At 74.2% G+C, this 16901-nt stretch carries 18 protein-coding genes and 3 tRNA genes; 7 read left to right on the top strand and 14 right to left on the bottom strand.

From position 1 onward, the window contains the following. Positions 1-3 precede the first annotated feature (3 nt). From folP to tilS, 8 genes are all read right to left on the bottom strand, one after another. Positions 4-1194: a dihydropteroate synthase gene (folP, locus tag IEW90_RS02170; protein WP_188715565.1), complete on the bottom strand. Its 1191-nt coding sequence runs from the start codon at positions 1192-1194 to the stop codon at positions 4-6. Further along, positions 1191-1757, bottom strand: coding sequence for a GTP cyclohydrolase I FolE (folE, locus tag IEW90_RS02165; RefSeq protein ID WP_188715563.1), 567 nt, complete (start codon positions 1755-1757; stop codon positions 1191-1193). Before folE ends, folP begins: the two co-directional genes overlap by 4 nt. After that, positions 1757-3712, bottom strand: a complete 1956-nt coding sequence (gene ftsH, locus IEW90_RS02160; RefSeq protein WP_188715560.1) for an ATP-dependent zinc metalloprotease FtsH — start codon at positions 3710-3712, stop codon at positions 1757-1759. Before ftsH ends, folE begins: the two co-directional genes overlap by 1 nt. Before the next feature lie 123 nt (positions 3713-3835). Next, complete coding sequence (locus tag IEW90_RS02155; RefSeq protein ID WP_188715550.1) at positions 3836-4579, bottom strand: hypothetical protein; 744 nt, start codon at positions 4577-4579, stop codon at positions 3836-3838. 80 nt (positions 4580-4659) lie between these two features. Then, entirely contained in the window at positions 4660-5211 is a 552-nt protein-coding gene (gene hpt, locus IEW90_RS02150) for a hypoxanthine phosphoribosyltransferase (RefSeq protein ID WP_188715549.1), read from the bottom strand. A gap of 223 nt (positions 5212-5434) precedes the next feature. Next, entirely contained in the window at positions 5435-6214 is a 780-nt protein-coding gene (locus IEW90_RS02145; RefSeq protein WP_188715547.1) for a hypothetical protein, read from the bottom strand. Continuing rightward, positions 6211-6774 (bottom strand): hypothetical protein, encoded by a 564-nt coding sequence (locus tag IEW90_RS02140; protein WP_188715546.1) that lies wholly within the window; start codon positions 6772-6774, stop codon positions 6211-6213. The genes IEW90_RS02145 and IEW90_RS02140 overlap by 4 nt, the downstream gene beginning before the upstream one ends. A gap of 390 nt (positions 6775-7164) precedes the next feature. Further along, complete coding sequence (gene tilS / locus IEW90_RS02135) at positions 7165-8157, bottom strand: tRNA lysidine(34) synthetase TilS (RefSeq protein WP_188715543.1); 993 nt, start codon at positions 8155-8157, stop codon at positions 7165-7167. Positions 8158-8204: 47 nt separating this feature from the next. Between tilS and IEW90_RS02130 the strand changes: the two genes are divergently transcribed. Continuing rightward, positions 8205-8744 carry an inorganic diphosphatase gene (locus tag IEW90_RS02130; RefSeq protein WP_308421848.1) on the top strand — a complete coding sequence of 180 codons (540 nt, stop codon included), beginning with the start codon at positions 8205-8207 and terminating at the stop codon, positions 8742-8744. 75 nt (positions 8745-8819) lie between these two features. Here IEW90_RS02130 and IEW90_RS13900 read toward each other — a convergent pair whose 3' ends face one another. Further along, positions 8820-10232: a peptidoglycan DD-metalloendopeptidase family protein gene (locus IEW90_RS13900; protein ID WP_188715531.1), complete on the bottom strand. Its 1413-nt coding sequence runs from the start codon at positions 10230-10232 to the stop codon at positions 8820-8822. A gap of 302 nt (positions 10233-10534) precedes the next feature. On the opposite strand from IEW90_RS13900, the gene IEW90_RS02120 reads away from it, so the two are divergent. The 5 genes from IEW90_RS02120 (at position 10535) to IEW90_RS02100 (ending at position 12125) form a co-directional block, all read left to right on the top strand. Next, positions 10535-10610, top strand: a tRNA-Glu gene (locus tag IEW90_RS02120). Positions 10611-10649: 39 nt separating this feature from the next. Beyond that, a tRNA-Asp gene (locus tag IEW90_RS02115) sits at positions 10650-10727 on the top strand. 56 nt (positions 10728-10783) lie between these two features. Continuing rightward, positions 10784-10859, top strand: a tRNA-Phe gene (locus tag IEW90_RS02110). Between the two features lie 119 nt (positions 10860-10978). Then, a complete protein-coding gene (locus IEW90_RS02105; protein WP_188715529.1) occupies positions 10979-11461 on the top strand; it encodes a sigma factor in 483 nt (160 codons plus the stop codon). 181 nt (positions 11462-11642) lie between these two features. Next, positions 11643-12125: a hypothetical protein gene (locus tag IEW90_RS02100; protein ID WP_188715528.1), complete on the top strand. Its 483-nt coding sequence runs from the start codon at positions 11643-11645 to the stop codon at positions 12123-12125. A gap of 33 nt (positions 12126-12158) precedes the next feature. On the opposite strand, the gene IEW90_RS02095 is transcribed toward IEW90_RS02100, so the two are convergent. Next, a complete protein-coding gene (locus IEW90_RS02095) occupies positions 12159-13196 on the bottom strand; it encodes a zinc-binding dehydrogenase (RefSeq protein ID WP_188715525.1) in 1038 nt (345 codons plus the stop codon). A gap of 41 nt (positions 13197-13237) precedes the next feature. Then, positions 13238-13924, bottom strand: a complete 687-nt coding sequence (locus IEW90_RS02090) for an NADPH-dependent F420 reductase (RefSeq protein ID WP_229679452.1) — start codon at positions 13922-13924, stop codon at positions 13238-13240. Positions 13925-14017: 93 nt separating this feature from the next. Here IEW90_RS02090 and IEW90_RS02085 point away from each other — a divergent pair, with 93 nt between their 5' ends. Beyond that, positions 14018-14488, top strand: a complete 471-nt coding sequence (locus IEW90_RS02085) for a hypothetical protein (protein ID WP_188715522.1) — start codon at positions 14018-14020, stop codon at positions 14486-14488. A gap of 25 nt (positions 14489-14513) precedes the next feature. On the opposite strand, the gene IEW90_RS02080 is transcribed toward IEW90_RS02085, so the two are convergent. The 3 genes from IEW90_RS02080 to IEW90_RS02070 all read right to left on the bottom strand — a co-directional run bounded on the left by IEW90_RS02080 (position 14514) and on the right by IEW90_RS02070 (position 16789). After that, positions 14514-14960 (bottom strand): pyridoxamine 5'-phosphate oxidase family protein, encoded by a 447-nt coding sequence (locus tag IEW90_RS02080; RefSeq protein WP_188715520.1) that lies wholly within the window; start codon positions 14958-14960, stop codon positions 14514-14516. 85 nt (positions 14961-15045) lie between these two features. Continuing rightward, on the bottom strand, positions 15046-15666 hold the full coding sequence (locus IEW90_RS02075) for a 1-acyl-sn-glycerol-3-phosphate acyltransferase (RefSeq protein WP_188715516.1): 621 nt from the start codon (positions 15664-15666) through the stop codon (positions 15046-15048). 40 nt (positions 15667-15706) lie between these two features. Further along, complete coding sequence (locus IEW90_RS02070) at positions 15707-16789, bottom strand: fatty acid desaturase family protein (RefSeq protein WP_229679451.1); 1083 nt, start codon at positions 16787-16789, stop codon at positions 15707-15709. Positions 16790-16901 lie beyond the last annotated feature (112 nt).

The following is a 16901-nucleotide window of genomic DNA, read 5'->3' as shown; positions in this document are numbered from 1 at the left end:
GCCTCACCGCTCGCGGCTCCCGCTCAGCGACACCGAGACGTCGCCGAAGGGCACGCCGACGGGGGCGCTCGGCTTGTGCACGGTGACGAACGCGGAGTCGACGAGCGGATGCTCGAGGCACAGGTCGACGAGGCGCTTCGCGAGCGTCTCGATGAGGTCGACGGGGTCGCGCTCGACGGCGGCGACGATGCGCTGCGCGAGCTCGCCGTAGTGCACGGTGTCGGCGACGCGGTCGGAGCGGGCAGCGCGGCCGATCGCGACCGAGAGGTCGACGTCGACCAGGAACTCCTGGCCCTCGCGCCGCTCCTCGGCGAGCACGCCGTGGTGGCCGAACGCCCGCACGCCCTCGAGGCGGATGGAGCCGTGGTCGAGGTCGGGGTGCGGCAGCTCGTCGGCCGCGGCGACCATCGCGCCGTAGGCGCGCAGCGCGGCGACGGTCGAGGCCACGTCGTGCACCCGCAGCGCCGAGGCGCCGTGCTGCGCGGCGAGCACGCCGGTGACGGCCGTGGGCACGTCGCGCTCCTGCACGCGCGCACCCTCGGGCAGCAGCTCGCCGAGGAAGCGCTTGCGGCTCGTGCCCGCGAGGATCGGCAGCCACGCCCCCGTGAGGGCGCGGAGGCCCGCGAGCAGGCGCCAGTTGGCTGCGGCGTCCTTCGAGAACCCGAAGCCCGGGTCGATCATGATGCGGTCGCGGTCGATGCCCGCCGCCTCCGCCGCCTCGGCTCGCGCGGCGAGGTGCTCGGCGACCTCGGCGACGACGTCGTCGTAGTGGGTGTCCTGCGTGACGTCGATGCCGCGCGAGTGCATGAGCACGATGCGCGCGCCGCTCTCGGCGACCGTCCGGAGCATCTCGGGGTCGTGCTCGCCGGCCGTGACGTCGTTGACGATCTCGGCGCCCGCCTCGACCGCGGCGCGGGCGGTGGAGGCGTGGATCGTGTCGACCGAGACGCGGATGCCCTCGCGCACGAGCTCGGCGACGACGGGCAGGATGCGCGCCTGCTCCTCCTCCGGCGGGATCGGCGTCGCGCCGGGCCGCGTCGACTCGCCGCCGATGTCGATGACGTCGGCGCCCTGGGCACGCATCCGCCGCGCGTGCGCGATCGCTGCGCCCGCGTCGACGTAGCGGCCGCCGTCGCTGAAGGAGTCGGGCGTCACGTTGAGGATGCCCCACACCTCCACGCCGGCCGCGGTCATCGGCGCTCCCCGATGAGCGCCATGATCTCGGCGCGCTCGATCGGCTCCGCGAGCGTGCCCCGGCTCGCGACCGTGACGGTCGACGAGCGCGCCTGGCGGGCGCCGCGGGCGGCGACGCAGCCGTGGCCGGCCTCCACCACCACGAGCACGCCGCGCGGCGCGAGGCCCGCGACGAGGGCGTCGGCGATCTCGTCGGTGAGCCGCTCCTGGATCTGCGGCCGCGAGGCGACCGTCTCGACCACGCGCGGGATGCGGCCGAGGCCGACGATGCGGTCGCTCGGCAGGTACGCGACATGCGCCACGCCGGTGAACGGCAGCAGGTGGTGCTCGCACATCGAGCGGAACTCGATGTCGCGCAGCAGCACGAGCTCGCCCGTCTCGCCCGCGAGGCCCTCCGAGTCGAGGTGCTCGGCGGGGTCGGCGCCGACACCTGCGAAGTACTCCTCGTAGGCGGCGGCGACCCGGCGCGGCGTCTCGGCGAGGCCGGGGCGCGACGGGTCGTCGCCGATCGCGGCCAGCAGCTCGCGGACCGCGGCCTCGACGCGCTGCCGGTCGACCGCCATCAGGCCGTGGGCTCCGACTCGGTGTCGGGCTCGACCGCCTCGTCGACGTGCTGCGAGACGGGCAGCTCGATGGGCGGCACCGTGCTCACGGGGCGCTGCGTGCTCGAGAGCCACTGCGGGCGCTCGGGGAGCTTGCGCACGTCGGCGAAGACCTCCTCGAGGCGGCGGTGGTCGAGCGTCTCCTGCTCGAGCAGCTCGCGCGCGAGCGCGTCGAGCACGTCGCGGTTCTCGTTGAGCACCGTCCACGCCTCGGTGTGCGCCTGCTCGATGAGCGCCCGCACCTCGCGGTCGACGGTCTCGGAGAGCGAGGGCGAGTAGTCGCGGCTGCCGCCCATGTCGCGCCCGAAGAACTGCTCCCCCTGCGAGGCGCCGAGCTTCACGGCGCCGATCGCTGCGGTCATGCCGTACTCGGTCACCATCCGGCGCGCGATGCTCGTTGCCTTCTCGATGTCGTTTCCGGCGCCGGTGGTGGGGTCGTGGAAGACGATCTCCTCGGCGACGCGGCCGCCCATCGCGTAGGTGAGCTGGTCGAGCAGCTCGTTGCGCGTGACGGAGTACTTGTCGTTGACGGGCAGCACCATCGTGTAGCCGAGGGCCCGGCCGCGCGGCAGGATCGTCACCTTCGTGACGGGGTCGGAGTGCCGCATCGCCGCCGCCGCGAGCGCGTGGCCGCCCTCGTGGTACGCGGTGATGAGCCGCTCCTTGTCGTTCATGATGCGCGTGCGGCGCTGCGGGCCGGCCATGACGCGGTCGACGGCCTCGTCGAGGTTGACCTCGGTGATCTGCGTCGCGTTCTGGCGGGCGGTGAGCAGCGCGGCCTCGTTGAGCACGTTCGCGAGGTCGGCGCCGGTGAAGCCGGGCGTCTTCCGCGCGAGCACCTCGAGGTCGACGCCGGGCGCGATGGGCTTGCCCTTGGCGTGCACGCGCAGGATCGTCTCGCGGCCCTTCATGTCGGGGGCGTCGACGCCGATCTGGCGATCGAAGCGGCCCGGGCGCAGCAGCGCCGGGTCGAGGATGTCGGGGCGGTTGGTCGCGGCGATGAGGATGATGTTCGTCTTCACGTCGAAGCCGTCCATCTCGACGAGCAGCTGGTTGAGCGTCTGCTCGCGCTCGTCGTGGCCGCCGCCGAGGCCGGCGCCGCGCTGGCGGCCGACCGCGTCGATCTCGTCGACGAAGATGATCGCCGGCGCGTTCTGCTTCGCCTGCTCGAAGAGGTCGCGCACGCGGCTCGCGCCGACGCCCACGAACATCTCCACGAAGTCGGAGCCGGAGATCGAGTAGAAGGGCACGCCCGCCTCGCCCGCCACGGCGCGCGCGAGCAGCGTCTTGCCGGTGCCGGGAGGGCCGTAGAGCAGCACGCCCTTGGGGATGCGCGCGCCGACCGCCTGGAACTTCGACGGGTCCTGCAGGAACTCCTTGATCTCCTGGAGCTCCTCGACGGCCTCGTCGGCGCCGGCGACGTCGGCGAACTTCACCTGCGGCATGTCCTTCGAGACCATCTGGGCCTTCGACTTGCCGAACTGCATGACGCCGCGGTTGCCGCCGGCCATGCGGGTCATGAAGAAGTAGAAGAGCGCGCCGAGCAGCAGCACGGGCAGCAGGATGCCCATGAGCGACAGGAACCAGTTGCCCTGCGGCACCTCGTCGACGTAGCCCTCGGGCGGATCGGCGTCGGTGATGGCCTGCACGACCGCCTCGCCGCGCTGCGCGACGTAGTAGAACTGCACCTGCTGGCCGTGCTCGGCGTCGGGCTGCTTGAGGATCAGGTCGACCCGCTGCTCGCCGTCGACGATGCGGGCCTGCTCGACCCGGCCGTCCTGGATCATCTGCATGCCCACGTCGGTCTGCACGGGACGGAACTGCGGCGTCATGACGAAGCTGAACGCGACGCCGACGATGAGCAGCGCGAGGACGATCCACGGGATCGGCCCCTTGAGGAACTTCTTGAAGCTCATGACGCCCTTCTGGGTCGGGATGCGTCCAGGCTAGCCGCCGTGAGCCGGGCGCCAGCGCGCTGTTCGCTGTGGGCGCCGGAGCCTGTGGAAGCGCCCAGGCGCAGCCGGGATCGGGCTGGCGGGTCAGCCCTGCGGGAGCAGCTCGAGCGACATGAGGATCGCGCGGATCGTGGCGAACTCCTCGGTGCCGACGTAGCCCTGCGCGGCCTCGAGCGAGCCGACCGCCCAGGGGGCGCCCGGGCCGGATCCGGTCGGCAGGACCTCGGAGGCGAAGCTGATCGCGCCCTCCGACGTGTCGACGACGTTCGCGATCGGGCAGCGCGGGCTCTGGGCCTCGGCGTTCGGGAGCAGCCCGACGCTGACGATCCACTGCCCGCCGAGCTGCAGCGCGACCGCGCCGAAGGCGATCTCGCCGCTCGCGCCCGGCACCTGCACCGGCTGCCGCTCGAGCGGCAGCGTGCGCCACGACACCGCCGTGCCGGCGCCGTCGACGCAGCGGCCGTCGCCGCGGCTCGCGCCCTCGACGAGCGCGAGCTGCCGCTCGCCGTCGGCGCGCAGCACCGCGAGGCCGTCGGCCTGCTCGGCCGTGCTCCAGTCGGGAGGGATGCGGAACGTCGCGGCGCCGCTCGGCACGGCGACCTGGGTCCAGCCACTGGTGTCGACGCCCGCGATCTCGGCAGGGAGCGACGACTCAGGCTCTGGTGCCGGCTCGGGCTCCGGCTCGCCCACGGGCGTGGGCGGCGGCGCGGTGATGCCGGGCGGGATCGACGGGCCGGGCGAGGGCGCTGGGCCCTGCGAGCATCCGACGAGCGCGACGGCCGCGACGCTCAGCGCGAGGGCTGCGATCGTTCGGCCGGTCCTGTCCACCCCTCCATCATGCCGCGACCGTCCCCCGCGCTCGCCGAGAGCCGGCGACGCGCGATCACGATCGCGTCACGATCGGGGCGTCACTCGTAGACGTGCGGCGCGAGCACGCCGATGCCGCGCAGGTTGCGGTACTGCTCCGCGTAGTCGAGGCCGTAGCCGATGACGAACTCGTTGGGGATGTCGAAGCCGCAGTACTTGACGTCGACCTCGACCTTGAGCGCGTCGGGCTTGCGGAGCATCGTGCAGATCTCGACCGAGGCGGCGCCGCGCGACTCGAGGTTGCCCTTGAGCCACGAGAGCGTGAGGCCGGAGTCGATGATGTCCTCGACGATGAGCACGTGGCGGCCCGTGAGGTCGGTGTCGAGGTCCTTGAGGATGCGGACGACGCCCGACGAGACGGTGCCCGAGCCGTAGGACGAGACGGCCATCCAGTCCATCTCGATGTGGCGGTTCAGCGCGCGCGAGAGGTCGGCCATCACCATCACGGCACCGCGGAGCACGCCCACCAGCAGCAGGTCGAGCCCCTCGTAGTCGTCCTCGATCTGGCGCGCGAGCTCGTCGAGCTTCGCGTGCAGCTCCTCCTCGGTGACGAGGGTCTTCGAGAGGTCGGCCTCGACGTGGCGGAAGTCCATGGGCGCTCCTGGGGCGTGACGGATCGGCGGCGGTGCGACCAACCTACCGGCGCCTGCACGGGGCGCGCGCGGTGCTCCGCGCACGCCCCGGCGTCTCACCCGGCGTCAGTCCTCGGGGAGGACGGGGGCCGGGATGCCCATGAGGTGGAGCATCGCGAAGATGCCGAGCGCGTCCATCGCGCGTCCATCGCGGCGGACGAGGACGACGGCGTCGAGGCGTCCCTCATCGGTGCGCCCCCGTCAGCTCGAGCGATCGGAACATGTCCATGAGCTCGCTGTACTCCTCGGTCTCGGTGTACGCCTCGCCCTGCTCGTACGACTCGACCTGCCACAGCGCCGGTGCGTGCGTCGTGCCGAACGAGGTCTGCGGGTAGCCATCGGGCACGGCGACATCTGAGTACTGCAGGCACGGCACGGCGTCCTCCCGCATCGGGTACATCGTGAAGCCGGCGTAGAACACGAACGACTCGTCGTCGGACGTGCGCGTGTGCGCCACCAGGCGCGCGCCCTCCACCGGCTCGAGGTCCATCCCGAGCAGACCCTCGCCGAGCTCGACCAGCTCGTCGTCGTGGACCAGTGCCGGGACGAAGCCCTCCGCGTCGACCAGGCCCGGGTCGTCGGGCGACGCGCAGATGCCGCCGCGGTCTCCGTAGGAGGCGCTGCCGAAGAACGCCAGGTCCTGCCCCAACTCGCTCACGACGGTCAGCTGGTTGACCCAGCCCAGGTCGTCCTCCGCCTCGAAGCTCTCGTCGACCACGGTCCAGTCGGCGGGGATCTGCCAGCGGAAGAGGCCGTCCTGCGTCTCGATCGTGCGCCAACCGGCGCGCGGATCCGCGGTCTCGGTCGGCTGGGGCGCCGGCGCCGCGCTCGTCGCGGTCGGCGCCGGTGCCTCGCCGCTGGGCTCCGCGGGCGCCGACGGCGCGGCGCAGCCGGCGAGCAGGAGGGCGGCGAGCGCGGCCGCGACCACGGGCATCGCTCGGGCGCTCGACCTCCGCCCGCTCATCGCTCGTCGCCGATCGCGGCGGTCCGCAGCACCTCGCGGATGGCGGTGAACTCATCGGTCTCGAGGTACGCGCGCGCGGATGCCATCGAGTCGAAGCGCGGCGCCATGTCGCCCGCGTCGTCGACGAGGTCGAGCCGCACGAAGGAGTACGGGAGCGACTCGGGGTAGATCGCGAGGATCCCCGGCTCGCACGCGGCCTCGGGGTCGAGCTCCGAGATGCCCGCGTGCAGCAGGACACCGCGGTCGGTGGGCACCGCGACGACCACGAGGCTGCCCGCCTCGGACGCCAGCCCCTCGAGCCGCTCGCTGCCGAGCACCTCGACGCCGTCCGGGCGCTCGCAGGGCGAGAAGTCGGTGGCGTACTGGCCATCGCGCACGGCGCCGTAGGTCAGCATCGGGGTGCCGGCACCGTCGACGACGATGCCGGAGAGGTCTTCGGGACCATCGAGCTCGGGCTCCAGGCTCCAGGCGTCGGGCATGCGCCAGCGCACGTCGCCCCCGGCCAGCTCGACGTCCTGCCAGCCGGCCGTGGGGTCACCCGGGTCGGAGGCGGTGGGCACCGTCGTCGGGGTCGGCTCGGAGGTCGGGGCGGGCGAGCTCTGCGGAGGTTCCGACGGCGCGGGTGCGGTGGGCGCAGGCTCGTCCGCGGCTGCCGCGCAACCGGCGAGCACGAGGGTGGCGGCGAGCAGCGGCGCAAGCGGGGCGACAGGTCGGCGGACGGGCATCGGGGATCCTCTCTCGGCGGATGCGGACGCATCCAGGCATCCCGACATGTCCGGTCCCGATGGATTCGTCGCGCCCTGCCGGTCACGGTTCGATCACGATGCTTCCTCACCATCGAAGCGCACCGCCGCGAAGGCCGCATCGACAGCCGCTGGGGGACGGATCACGGTTCCGCAACGATGCCGCGGCGAGCGGTCCGGAACGCCGGGCGACGGCGCCTACGCCGCTCAGGCGGCGACGAAGACGAGCCTGCGACCCTCGCGCGTCACGCGGATGCCCGGTAGGTGGATCGGGCCCTGGCCGTGCCAGTCCGTGACGAGCCGCGAGACCTCGAGCGTCTGCTGCCGCGAGAGCGCCGTGTGGAACTCGCTCTGCACCGCCAGGCGGATGATGCGCTGGCGCAGCGCCGGCGGGTTCGACTCGAGGCCGCCCACGTCGAGCGAGAGGCCGCCCTCGGCGTGCTCGACCAGGTCGACCACCTGCTCCTGCGCGAAGTGCGCGAGGGCCTCGGCGTCCTCGCGGAGCGTGTCGGCGGTGCGGGTGAGGGCGAGCGCGACGCCGCCGCCGAGCACCTCGTCGAGCTTCGGCAGCACCTGGTGCCGCACGCGCACGCGCAGGAAGCGGTCGTCGTCGTTGTGGGGGTCGTGCCACGGCTCGACGCCGAGGTCGCGGCACGCCTGGTGCGTCGTCGCGCGGCGCACCTGCAGCAGCGGGCGGCGGAGGAAGCCGATGCGCGGGTGCATGCCCCAGAGGCTCTCGGGCCCGGAGCCGCGGGCGAGGCCCAGCAGCACCGTCTCGGCCTGGTCGTCGAGGGTGTGGCCGAGCAGCACCGCCGCGGCGCCCTCCTGCTTGCGCACCTGCAGCAGCGCCGCGTAGCGCGCCTGGCGGGCGGCCGCCTCCGGGCTGCCCTCCGGCGAGACCTGCACCGGCACGACGCGCACGGGGTCGAGCCCGAGCGCGCGCGCCTGGGCGGCCGCGCGCTCGGCGGCGTCGCCGCTGCCGGGCTGGAGGCCGTGGTCGACGACGACGGCGCCCGCGCGCACGCCGGCGCGCTCCGCCTCGAAGGCGGCGGCCGCCGCGAGGGCGAGGGAGTCGGGGCCGCCGGAGAGGGCGACGAGCACGAGCGCGCCCTCCGGGACGTCGTCGATCGCCTCGCGCACGGCCCGCCGCACGTCGGCGACGGCCGGCGTCAGGCGCGGACGACGGTCGCTCTCGGGCATGAAGTAACCTTATGCCGATTCCGCACCCCACCGAGAAGGAGCCGATCTTGGCCGCCTACGACGTCGTCATCGAGATCCCGAAGGGGAGCCGCAACAAGTACGAGGTCGACCACGAGACCGGCCGCGTCTACCTCGACCGGGTGCTCTTCACGACGTTCGTCTACCCGACCGACTACGGCTTCTTCGACGAGACCCTGGGCCTCGACGGCGACCCCGTCGACGCGCTCGTCCTGCTGGACCACCCGGTGCCGCCGGGCGTGTTCGTCAAGGTCCGCCCCGTCGGCCAGCTCAACATGGAGGACGACGGCGGCATCGACACCAAGGTCATCTGCGTCCTCGAGAAGGACCCGCGCTGGGCGCACATCCAGGAGATCGAGGACGTCCCGCAGCAGCTGCGGAACGAGATCGAGCACTTCTTCCTGCACTACAAGGACCTCGAGCCCGGCAAGTGGGCCAAGCTCGGCGGCTGGGAGGGCAAGGCCGCGGCCGAGGCCACCGTGCAGGCCGGCTTCGACGCGTTCAAGGCCGCCGGCCACGACCAGGGCGACGGCTCGGTCGAGGCGCCGCAGCCGGGCCGCCAGGACTGACGGCTCCGCACACAGCTCGAGAGGGGGCGCACCGCACGGTGCGCCCCCTCTCGCATGCGCGGGCGGAGCGGGGCGTCAGCGCAGGCCGACGCCGCGCGCGTTCAGGAACGCCTCCGGGTTGACCAGCGAGCCGCCCTGCCGGATCTGGAAGTGCAGGTGGCAGCCGGTCGCGTGCCCGGTGCGGCCCTCGTAGCCGACGACCTGGCCCGCCGCGACCCTCTGCCCCGGCGCCACGGACGCCGGACGGATCATGTGGTAGTACTCCGTCTGCACGCCGCCGCCGTGGCTGATGTAGAGCATGTTGGCGCCGTAGATGTCGCGCGAGCGGAGCGTCACCGTGCCGGCCGCCGCCGCGTAGATCGGGGTGCCGCAGCCCGCGGCGATGTCGATGCCGCCGTGGAGCTTGTAGCCGAGCGAGCCCACCGGGTCCCAGCGCCAGCCGTAGCCCGACGTGAAGCGGCCGTAGTGCGGCGTCTGCCAGCCGCTCGAGGCGGGAGGCGCGACCGGCACGGAGCCGCCGCCACCTCCGCCGCCACCGCTCGAGCCTCCGCCGCCGCCCTGGTTCTGCTGCGCGGCCGCTGCGGCCGCTGCGGCCTCGCGGGCGCGCTGCTCGGCGAGGGCGCGCTGGCGCGCTTCCTCGCGCTCGCGCGCCTCGCGCTCGCGGCGCAGGCGCTCCTGCTCGGCCAGCCATGCGCGGTGGCGCTGGCCGGCCTGGTAGTCGGCCTCGGTCGCGCGGCGGTTCTCGACGAGCACGGCGAGCTGCGCCTCCAGCTCGACGCGGTGCTCCTGCTCGCGCTGCACGGCGGCCTCGGCGGCGGCCGACGCGGCGACAGCCGCCTCGTAGGCGGCGTCGGCGGCCTGCTTGAGCTCGAGGAGCGCCTCGCGGGCGACGGAGGCCTGGTCCTGCAGCGCCTGCGCGGTGTTCGCGTCGCGCTGCGCCTGCTGGTAGAGCGTGTCGGCGGTGCCGGCGACGCGATCCATCACGTCGAGCCGGTAGAGCCAGGAGTCGGCGGAGCCGGGGTTGGCGAAGAGCTCGGCGCTCATGTCGCCCGTGCCGCCCGAGCGGGCGAGCTGCGCGGCGAGCTGGCCGGCGGCGCGCTCGGAGTCGATCGCGCGCGCTGACGCCTCGTCGGCCTGCTGCTGGAGCCGCTCGGCGACGGCGACGGCCTCGTCGTAGCGGCGCTGCGCCTCGACGGCCTCGGCGGCGCGCTGGTCGGCGAGGGCACGGGCGTTGGTGAGCTCGGTCTCGAGCCGGCCGATGAGCCCGCGGATCTCCTCGATCTGGCGGTCCTTCGCCGCGGCGTTCGAGCGCGCGGCCTCGACCTCGGCCCAGGTCGGGAAGCCGTACTCGTCGACCGCCTCGGCACGGGGCACGCCCGGCACGACGAGGCCGCCCACGAGCGCGAGGGTCGCGGCCGCAGTCGCGACGATGCGTCGGAGGCGGGCGCCCGCGCTGCTCGCGCGTCGCCGCTCGTCCTGCGTGCTCATCGCTTCCCCGTCCGGCGGATCGTGACCCCGCCTCTCGAACCCGCGGCTCGGCAGGGCCGACGCGATCCCGACCACGGTAGCAAGGTTCATGTCCCGCATGAAGGTTCTGAGGAGAGCCTGGGCTTCCTGGCGTGTCGCCCAGCCGCGACCAAGCGACCGCTGAGGCACGGCGCACGAACGGGGTCCGTGCACCGCCATCGCGGCCGCGACCCGCCGCGCGTCGGCCGAGGGCGGCCTCGATTTGCAGGCGCACCCCTGCGCCCTGTATCGTCTCTCCTCGGTAGTCATGAGCTCCGGCACATGGCCCCATCGTTTAGCGGCCTAGGACACCGCCCTTTCACGGCGGCAGCACGGGTTCGAATCCCGTTGGGGTCACCACAGCGGATTCGGTTCTGTACGATGGGTCTACCGACGAATGGCCCTGTAGCGCAGTTTGGTTAGCGCGCCGCCCTGTCACGGCGGAGGTCGCGGGTTCAAGTCCCGTCAGGGTCGCCATTGCCCTGGCCCGCTCGAGAGAGCGGGCCTTGTGCAAGCGGCGGCGCGAGTCGCCTGGCTCTGTAGCTCAGTTGGTAGAGCGCACGACTGAAAATCGTGAGGTCACGGGATCGACGCCCGTCGGAGCCACCATCGGAAGCCCCCGCAGCAGCGGGGGCTTCGTCGTTCACGGGGCATCCTCACGGCGGATGCAGGGTGATCGATCAGCCTGCACGTGGCTCCCGCATCGGGCGGTCCGCGACCGTCGAGCCATGCGCCCCTCCCATGACCTCGCCCTCGTCAAGGCGGCGCACGGGGACCAGGTGGCGTTCGGCGACCTCTGCGGCGCCACGAGCGGCGCCATCCTGGGGCTCGTCCACCGGCTCGTCGACGACGCCGCGGCCGCCGAGGCGATCGTCCGCGATGCGTACGTGACCGCGTGGACCCGGGCGCGGAGCTTCGACCCGACGCGCGACGACGCGCTGCCATGGCTGCTCGCGGTCACGCTCGAGCACGTCGCGGCGCACTCGAGCAGCCTCGGGCGGGCACCATCGGCCTCGTCGACCGCACGGGCCGTCGAACCGCACCGGCTCGCGGCGCTCGGCGACGACGAGCGCCGCGCGATCGCGCTCGTGCTCGCCGGCCTGACGCTCGCCCAGGCCGCAAGCCTGACCGACGTCGAGCCGGGCGTGGCCGCGTCGCGGCTCCTGCATGGGCTCACGGCGCTCGGGACCGACGGCGTCGCGGCGGCGTGAGCCGCCGCCCGCCAGCGCCCTCTCATCCCGCGATCGCGCCGGACGGCATCCGCTCGAGCGCCGAGCAGGCGCACGCAAGCCCGGCGGCGATGCCTCGCGCGACGCTCGCGCCCCCTTGAGCCGACGCTGGCGTCACCCTCGCACTGCATCCGTAACATCGTCCGGAATCGAGGGGGCGACGATGCTGACGATGCGGGAGCTGCTGGGCCACGGCGCCGACGAGGCGCCCGCGCAGCACGGGCGCGCGCGGGCGCGGCACCTGCGGGTGCGGCGGCATGAGGCGGTGAAGCCGCCGGCGGCGCCGCCCGCACCGCGCTGCGAGGAGACCGACCGGCGCGGCCGGCGCTGCGGCGAGCCGCCCGGGCACCTGCTCCCCCACGTGATCACGGGCGCCGACGGCGAGCAGCTGCACACCTGGCCCCCGCGGGGCCGCGACGACGCGCTCGTGCGCGTCGAGGAGGACGGCGGGCTCACCCTCATCGCGGGCGCTCGCGTGCGCCACGACGGCGACTGCCTGCGCGTCGACTACCCGGAGGGGTCGCCGTGGGGCGGCGCGTTCGTGGCGCACCGCGGCTCGACGCACTCGTGCGCCGCCTTCGGCACCCGATCCACGTGGCGCGAGATCCTCGTCGCCGCGGCCCGGCAGGGCATCCCGGTCTCGTGAGGCGCGCTCCGGCGCGTCCGGACCGACCGAGGCTCAGCGGCGCGGGTCGATCATCGTGATGCCGGCGAGCGTCGAGCGGTCGACCTCCGGCAGCAGCAGCCCCGCGTCGTCGAGGCCGACGGTGCGGCGCACGAGCCGCTGCGGCTGCAGCGCGCCCGACGCGACGAGCTCGAGCATGCCCGGGTAGTCGGCGGCCGCCATGCCGTGACTGCCGAGCAGGTCGAGCTCCCACGCGATGACGCGGTCCATCGGGATGCGCGGATGGCCCTCGGCCGCCGGCAGCAGGCCGATCTGCACGTGCCGGCCGCGACGGCGCAGGCTCAGCACCGCATCCGCCGCGGTCCGCTCGCTGCCGACCGCGTCGACGGCGACGTGCGCGCCGCCGCCCGTGAGCGCGGCGACCTCGGCGGGCACGTCGCGGCCGTCGGCGAGGATCGCGTGCTCGGCGCCCAGCTCGGCGGCGAGCAGCAGCGCCTCGGGGTTGCGGTCGATGGCGATCGGCACGGCGCCGAGCGCCCGCGCGATCATCACCGCGCTGAGGCCCACGCCGCCTGCGCCGACGACGACCACCCGCTCCCCCGGCTGCACGCGCGCGCGGCCGACGAGCGCCCGGTAGGCGGTCGCGAAGCGGCATCCGAGGCTCGCGGCGGTCGCGGCGTCGATCCCGTCGGGGATGGCGACGAGGTTCGCGTCGGCCGCGTGCAGCGCGACCCGCTCGGCGAAGGACCCCCAGTGGGTGAAGCCGGGCTGCTCCTGGTCGGGGCACACCTGCGCGTCGCCGGCGAGGCAGTGCTCGCAGCGGCCGCAGCCGCAGACGAACGGCACCGTCACGCGGTCGCCGATGCGCCGGCGCTCGACCCCGGCGCCCACCGCCGCGATCGCGCCGGCGAGCTCGTGGCCGGGCACGTGCGGCCAGGCGATGTCCTCGTGGCCGGCCCACGCGTGCCAGTCGCTGCGGCACAGGCCCGTCGCCTCCACCGCGACGACGACGCCGCCGTCCGGCGCGACGGGCTCGGGGACGTCGCGGACTTCGGGCACGCCGCGGACGGCGTCGAGGACGAGGGCACGCATGCCGACCATCCTCCCAGCCGCCACCGACGGCGGGCGCGGCGTCAGCCGAGGCCGACGAGGCGGCGGAGCGTCGCCGCGTCCTCGTTCGCGCCGAAGGCGGGATGGCCGGGCTGGAGGCGGAGGCCGTCGGCGAGCGAGTCGAGCAGGACGGGATCGAAGCCGAACTCGTCGACGAGCCGCGCCACGAGCGCGACATCGGCGGGATCGTCGCCCGCGACGGCGATCGCGCGGCGGTCGACGTGCCCGCGGGATCGCGGGTGGTCGGCCAGGTCGTGGTAGCCCATGTGGTTGAACGCCTTGACGACCCGCGACTGGGGCAGCATCGCCTGCACGATGCCGCTCGTCGGATGCTCGGGGTCGTCGAGCTCGGGGCGCACGCCGTCGGTCTCCCACCAGTAGTTCATGGCGTCGACGACGAGCGTGCCTCGCAGCGCGTCGACGGGCAGCCGCTCGTGCTCGCCGAGGGGCAGCGCGAGGATCGCGACGTCGGCGGCCGCGGCGACCTCGGCCGCGGTCATCGCCTCGGCCCCCGGCGCGAGGTGCTGCACGATGAGGCGCAGCCGCGCGGGGCTGCCGGAGCCGGCGAGCAGCGTGCGGTGCCCGGCGCGCAGCGCGTGGCGGGCGAGCACGAGGCCCAGCTTGCCGGCGCCCAGGATGCCGATCGCGAGCGCATCGAGCGGACGGCCGTCGACGGCCTCCGCCTGCTCCTGCACCAGCTGCTCCTGCACCGCGTCGCTCCTCGTTCTCGCCCCGCTGGATGCAACGGGCGGGCGCGGGAGCGCATTCCGCGGCTTCCCAGCACCCGCGCCTAGCGTGCGGCCATGGAGTTCCGGTGGGAGGACGGCGCGCTGCGCCGCGACGGCGAGGCTGTCGCGCTCACCGAGCGGGGCTTCTGGGGCCGCGAGGCGGCCTTCGAGGTCGACGGCGTGCGCTGGACCCTGCGCACCGAGCGGGACGCGCTCGTGGCCGCCGGCGAGGACGGCGGAGCGCTGCGCCTCGACGACCGGCGGCTGTGGCCCGCCCGTCGCTCGCTCGCGACCGCGCTCGGCGAGCTCGACCTCGTGCGCACCACGAGCCTGTTCGGCGCGCTGTGCTTCGACCTCGAGCACGAGGGCGAGCGCATCGGGCGCATCGCGCCGCACGGCCCGTGGCGCTACCGGCCCGGCCTCGACGCCGACCGGCCGCTCGACCCCGCGCTCGTCGCCTTCCTGCTCTGGGCGGCCTCCCGCATCGACGGACGCCGCATCACCCGCGTCCCCGCGGGCGGCGGCATGTCGGCGCAGGGAGGCTGAGGCGCCGACGCACCGGCGTGAGGGCTCAGCCCTCGTCTGCGGCGGCGGACGAGACGACCGAGGCCGGCTGCTCCGGCAGGCGGTGGAAGCGGCGGCCGGTGACGCGGTCGATGGGGATGCGCAGGAACTGCCGCCGCTCGGCGTGGATGAGCGGGTGGATGGGCAGCGCCTCCGCCTCGGCGAGCTCCTCCGGCTCCTGGACGAGCCGCGCCCGCCCGCGCGCGACCACGCTCCAGGCCTCCTTCACCCCGATGTGGTCGATCTCGAGCAGCAGGTCGCTCGCCAGGAGGCCGGCCGCCAGGCGCGTGCCGGGAGCGGTGGCCACCGTGATCGCGCGGCCGCTCGCGTGGTAGTGCACCGGCAGCATCTCGAGCTCGTCGCCGAGCCGGAACGCGATCCGGCCCATGTCGAACGCGGCGAGCAGCTTGAGGCACTCGTCCTCGCTGATGTCGTGCACCGGGCTGTCGTCCATGCCTCATGGTCGCACCGCGGGCCCGGGGGCGCCAGGAGGCGCGGGCCCAGGATCGCGCGAGGGTCGTCGCACGAGCGGGCGGCGCTCAGCCGCGCGAGCGCTCCTCGGCGAGCCGCGCCGCGAGGCCCGCCTCGTCGGCGAGCCGGGGCTCGGTGCGGTGCTCGGGCAGGATGCCCGCCTTGTCGGCGTAGAAGGCGCGGATGCGATCCATGTCGGCCGGCACGTCGCCCGTGAGCCGGATGGTGGGGCCGAGCCCCGCCGTGTGCGTCGTCGCGTCGACGAAGCCGAGCGTCACCGGCAGGTCGGCGTCGAGCGCGATCCGGTAGAAGCCGGAGCGCCAGCCCTTGGAGCGGCGAGTACCGTCGGGGGTGACGACGATCGCGGCGCGCGGGTCGCGGCGGGCCTGGGCGACGACGCGTTCGACGAGCCCCGCGGGGTCGTCGCGGTCGACGGGGATGCCGCCGAGCGCGCGCATGATGCCGCCGAACGGGGCGCGGAAGAGCTGGCGCTTGCCCAGCCAGCGCACCGGCAGGCGCGCGTCCCAGGCGATCGCGAGCATGAGCACGAAGTCGCGGTTCGACGTGTGTGGCGCCCCGATGAGCAGCCGCGGTCCTTCGGACGCCGGCTGCTCGCGCACGAGCCGCCACGGGCTCAGCCGCCAGTGCAGCTGCGCGATCGCGTGGCGGATCGGCTGGCGCCCGCTCATCCGCGGCCGCCGGTCGGACTGCCGCTCGCTCGCCGCCCGCTCACCGGCGCGCGGCCAGCATGGGGCAGTCGAACGGGTCGCGCGCGGCGAGGCCGACGCGGTTGAGGTGGCGCACGACGGAAGCGTACGCGCCCACGAGGCCCGTCTCGGTGTAGGGGATGCCGTGGGTGCGGCAGTGCGCCTGCACGATCGCGCTCGCCGCCTTGAGGTGCGGGCGCGCCATGTTGGGGAAGAGGTGGTGCTCGACCTGGTAGTTGAGGCCGCCCATGAGCGCGCTCATGCCCCAGCCGCGGATGTTGCGGGACGTGCGCACCTGCTTCGTGAAGAAGTCCAGCCGCGCGTCGCGCGAGACGGTCGGCATGCCCTTGTGGTTGGGCGCGAAGGAGGCGCCCATCCCGACGCCGAACACCGCGAGCTGCACGCCGAGGAAGGCGAGCGCCATCCACCACGGCATCACGAGCAGCAGGAAGGTGCCGAGCGCCGCGAAGCGCGCGGCGATCATGCCCAGCTCGATCCAGCGGCCCTCGACGGGCCGACGCTCGAGCAGCGTCCGGATCGACAGCACGTGCAGGTTGAGGCCCTCGAGCGTGAGCAGCGGGAAGAAGAGCCAGCCCTGGCGGCGCACGATCCAGCGCAGCGCGCCCTTCGACCGCTTGGCGTCCGAGGGCAGGAAGTGGATGGTGTCGATCTCGATGTCGGGATCGCGACCGATCTGGTTGGGGTTCGCGTGGTGGCGCGAGTGCTTCGACATCCACCACTGGTGGCTGATGCCGACGACGCCCGCGGCGAGGATGCGGCCGAGCCGGTCGTTCGCGGGGCCGGAGCGCAGCACCTGCCGGTGGGAGGCCTCGTGCGCGACGAACGAGACCTGCGTGAGCACGACGCCGAGGCCTGCGGCGATCGCGAGCTGCCACCAGCTCTCGCCGAGTAGCGCGGAGCCGACGAGCAGCGCCACGAGGGCGACGCCGAGGCCCGCGAGCAGCCAGGCGTAGAAGCCGACCGTCCGCTCGAGCAGGCCGGCGTCGCGGACGGCCTTCGCGACGACGCGGAAGTCGGCGCGGCGCTCCTCCTCGGAGCGGCGGATGGTGGAGCGCAGGGGTCCTGCGGTCATCGTGGTGGTCATGTCGAACCTCTCGGCCTCGGGGACGGCTGGACCGTCAGGTCGATCGGTCAGCACCGACCCCGGACTCTCTTAGCGTATGGCGTACGCAATGCGGTTCGGGGCATGCGGGCCT

The sequence above is a fragment of the Agrococcus terreus genome, assembly GCF_014645235.1.
Taxonomy (GTDB): Bacteria; Actinomycetota; Actinomycetes; order Actinomycetales; family Microbacteriaceae; genus Agrococcus; species Agrococcus terreus.
This window is presented reverse-complemented; position numbering and strand designations above follow the sequence as displayed.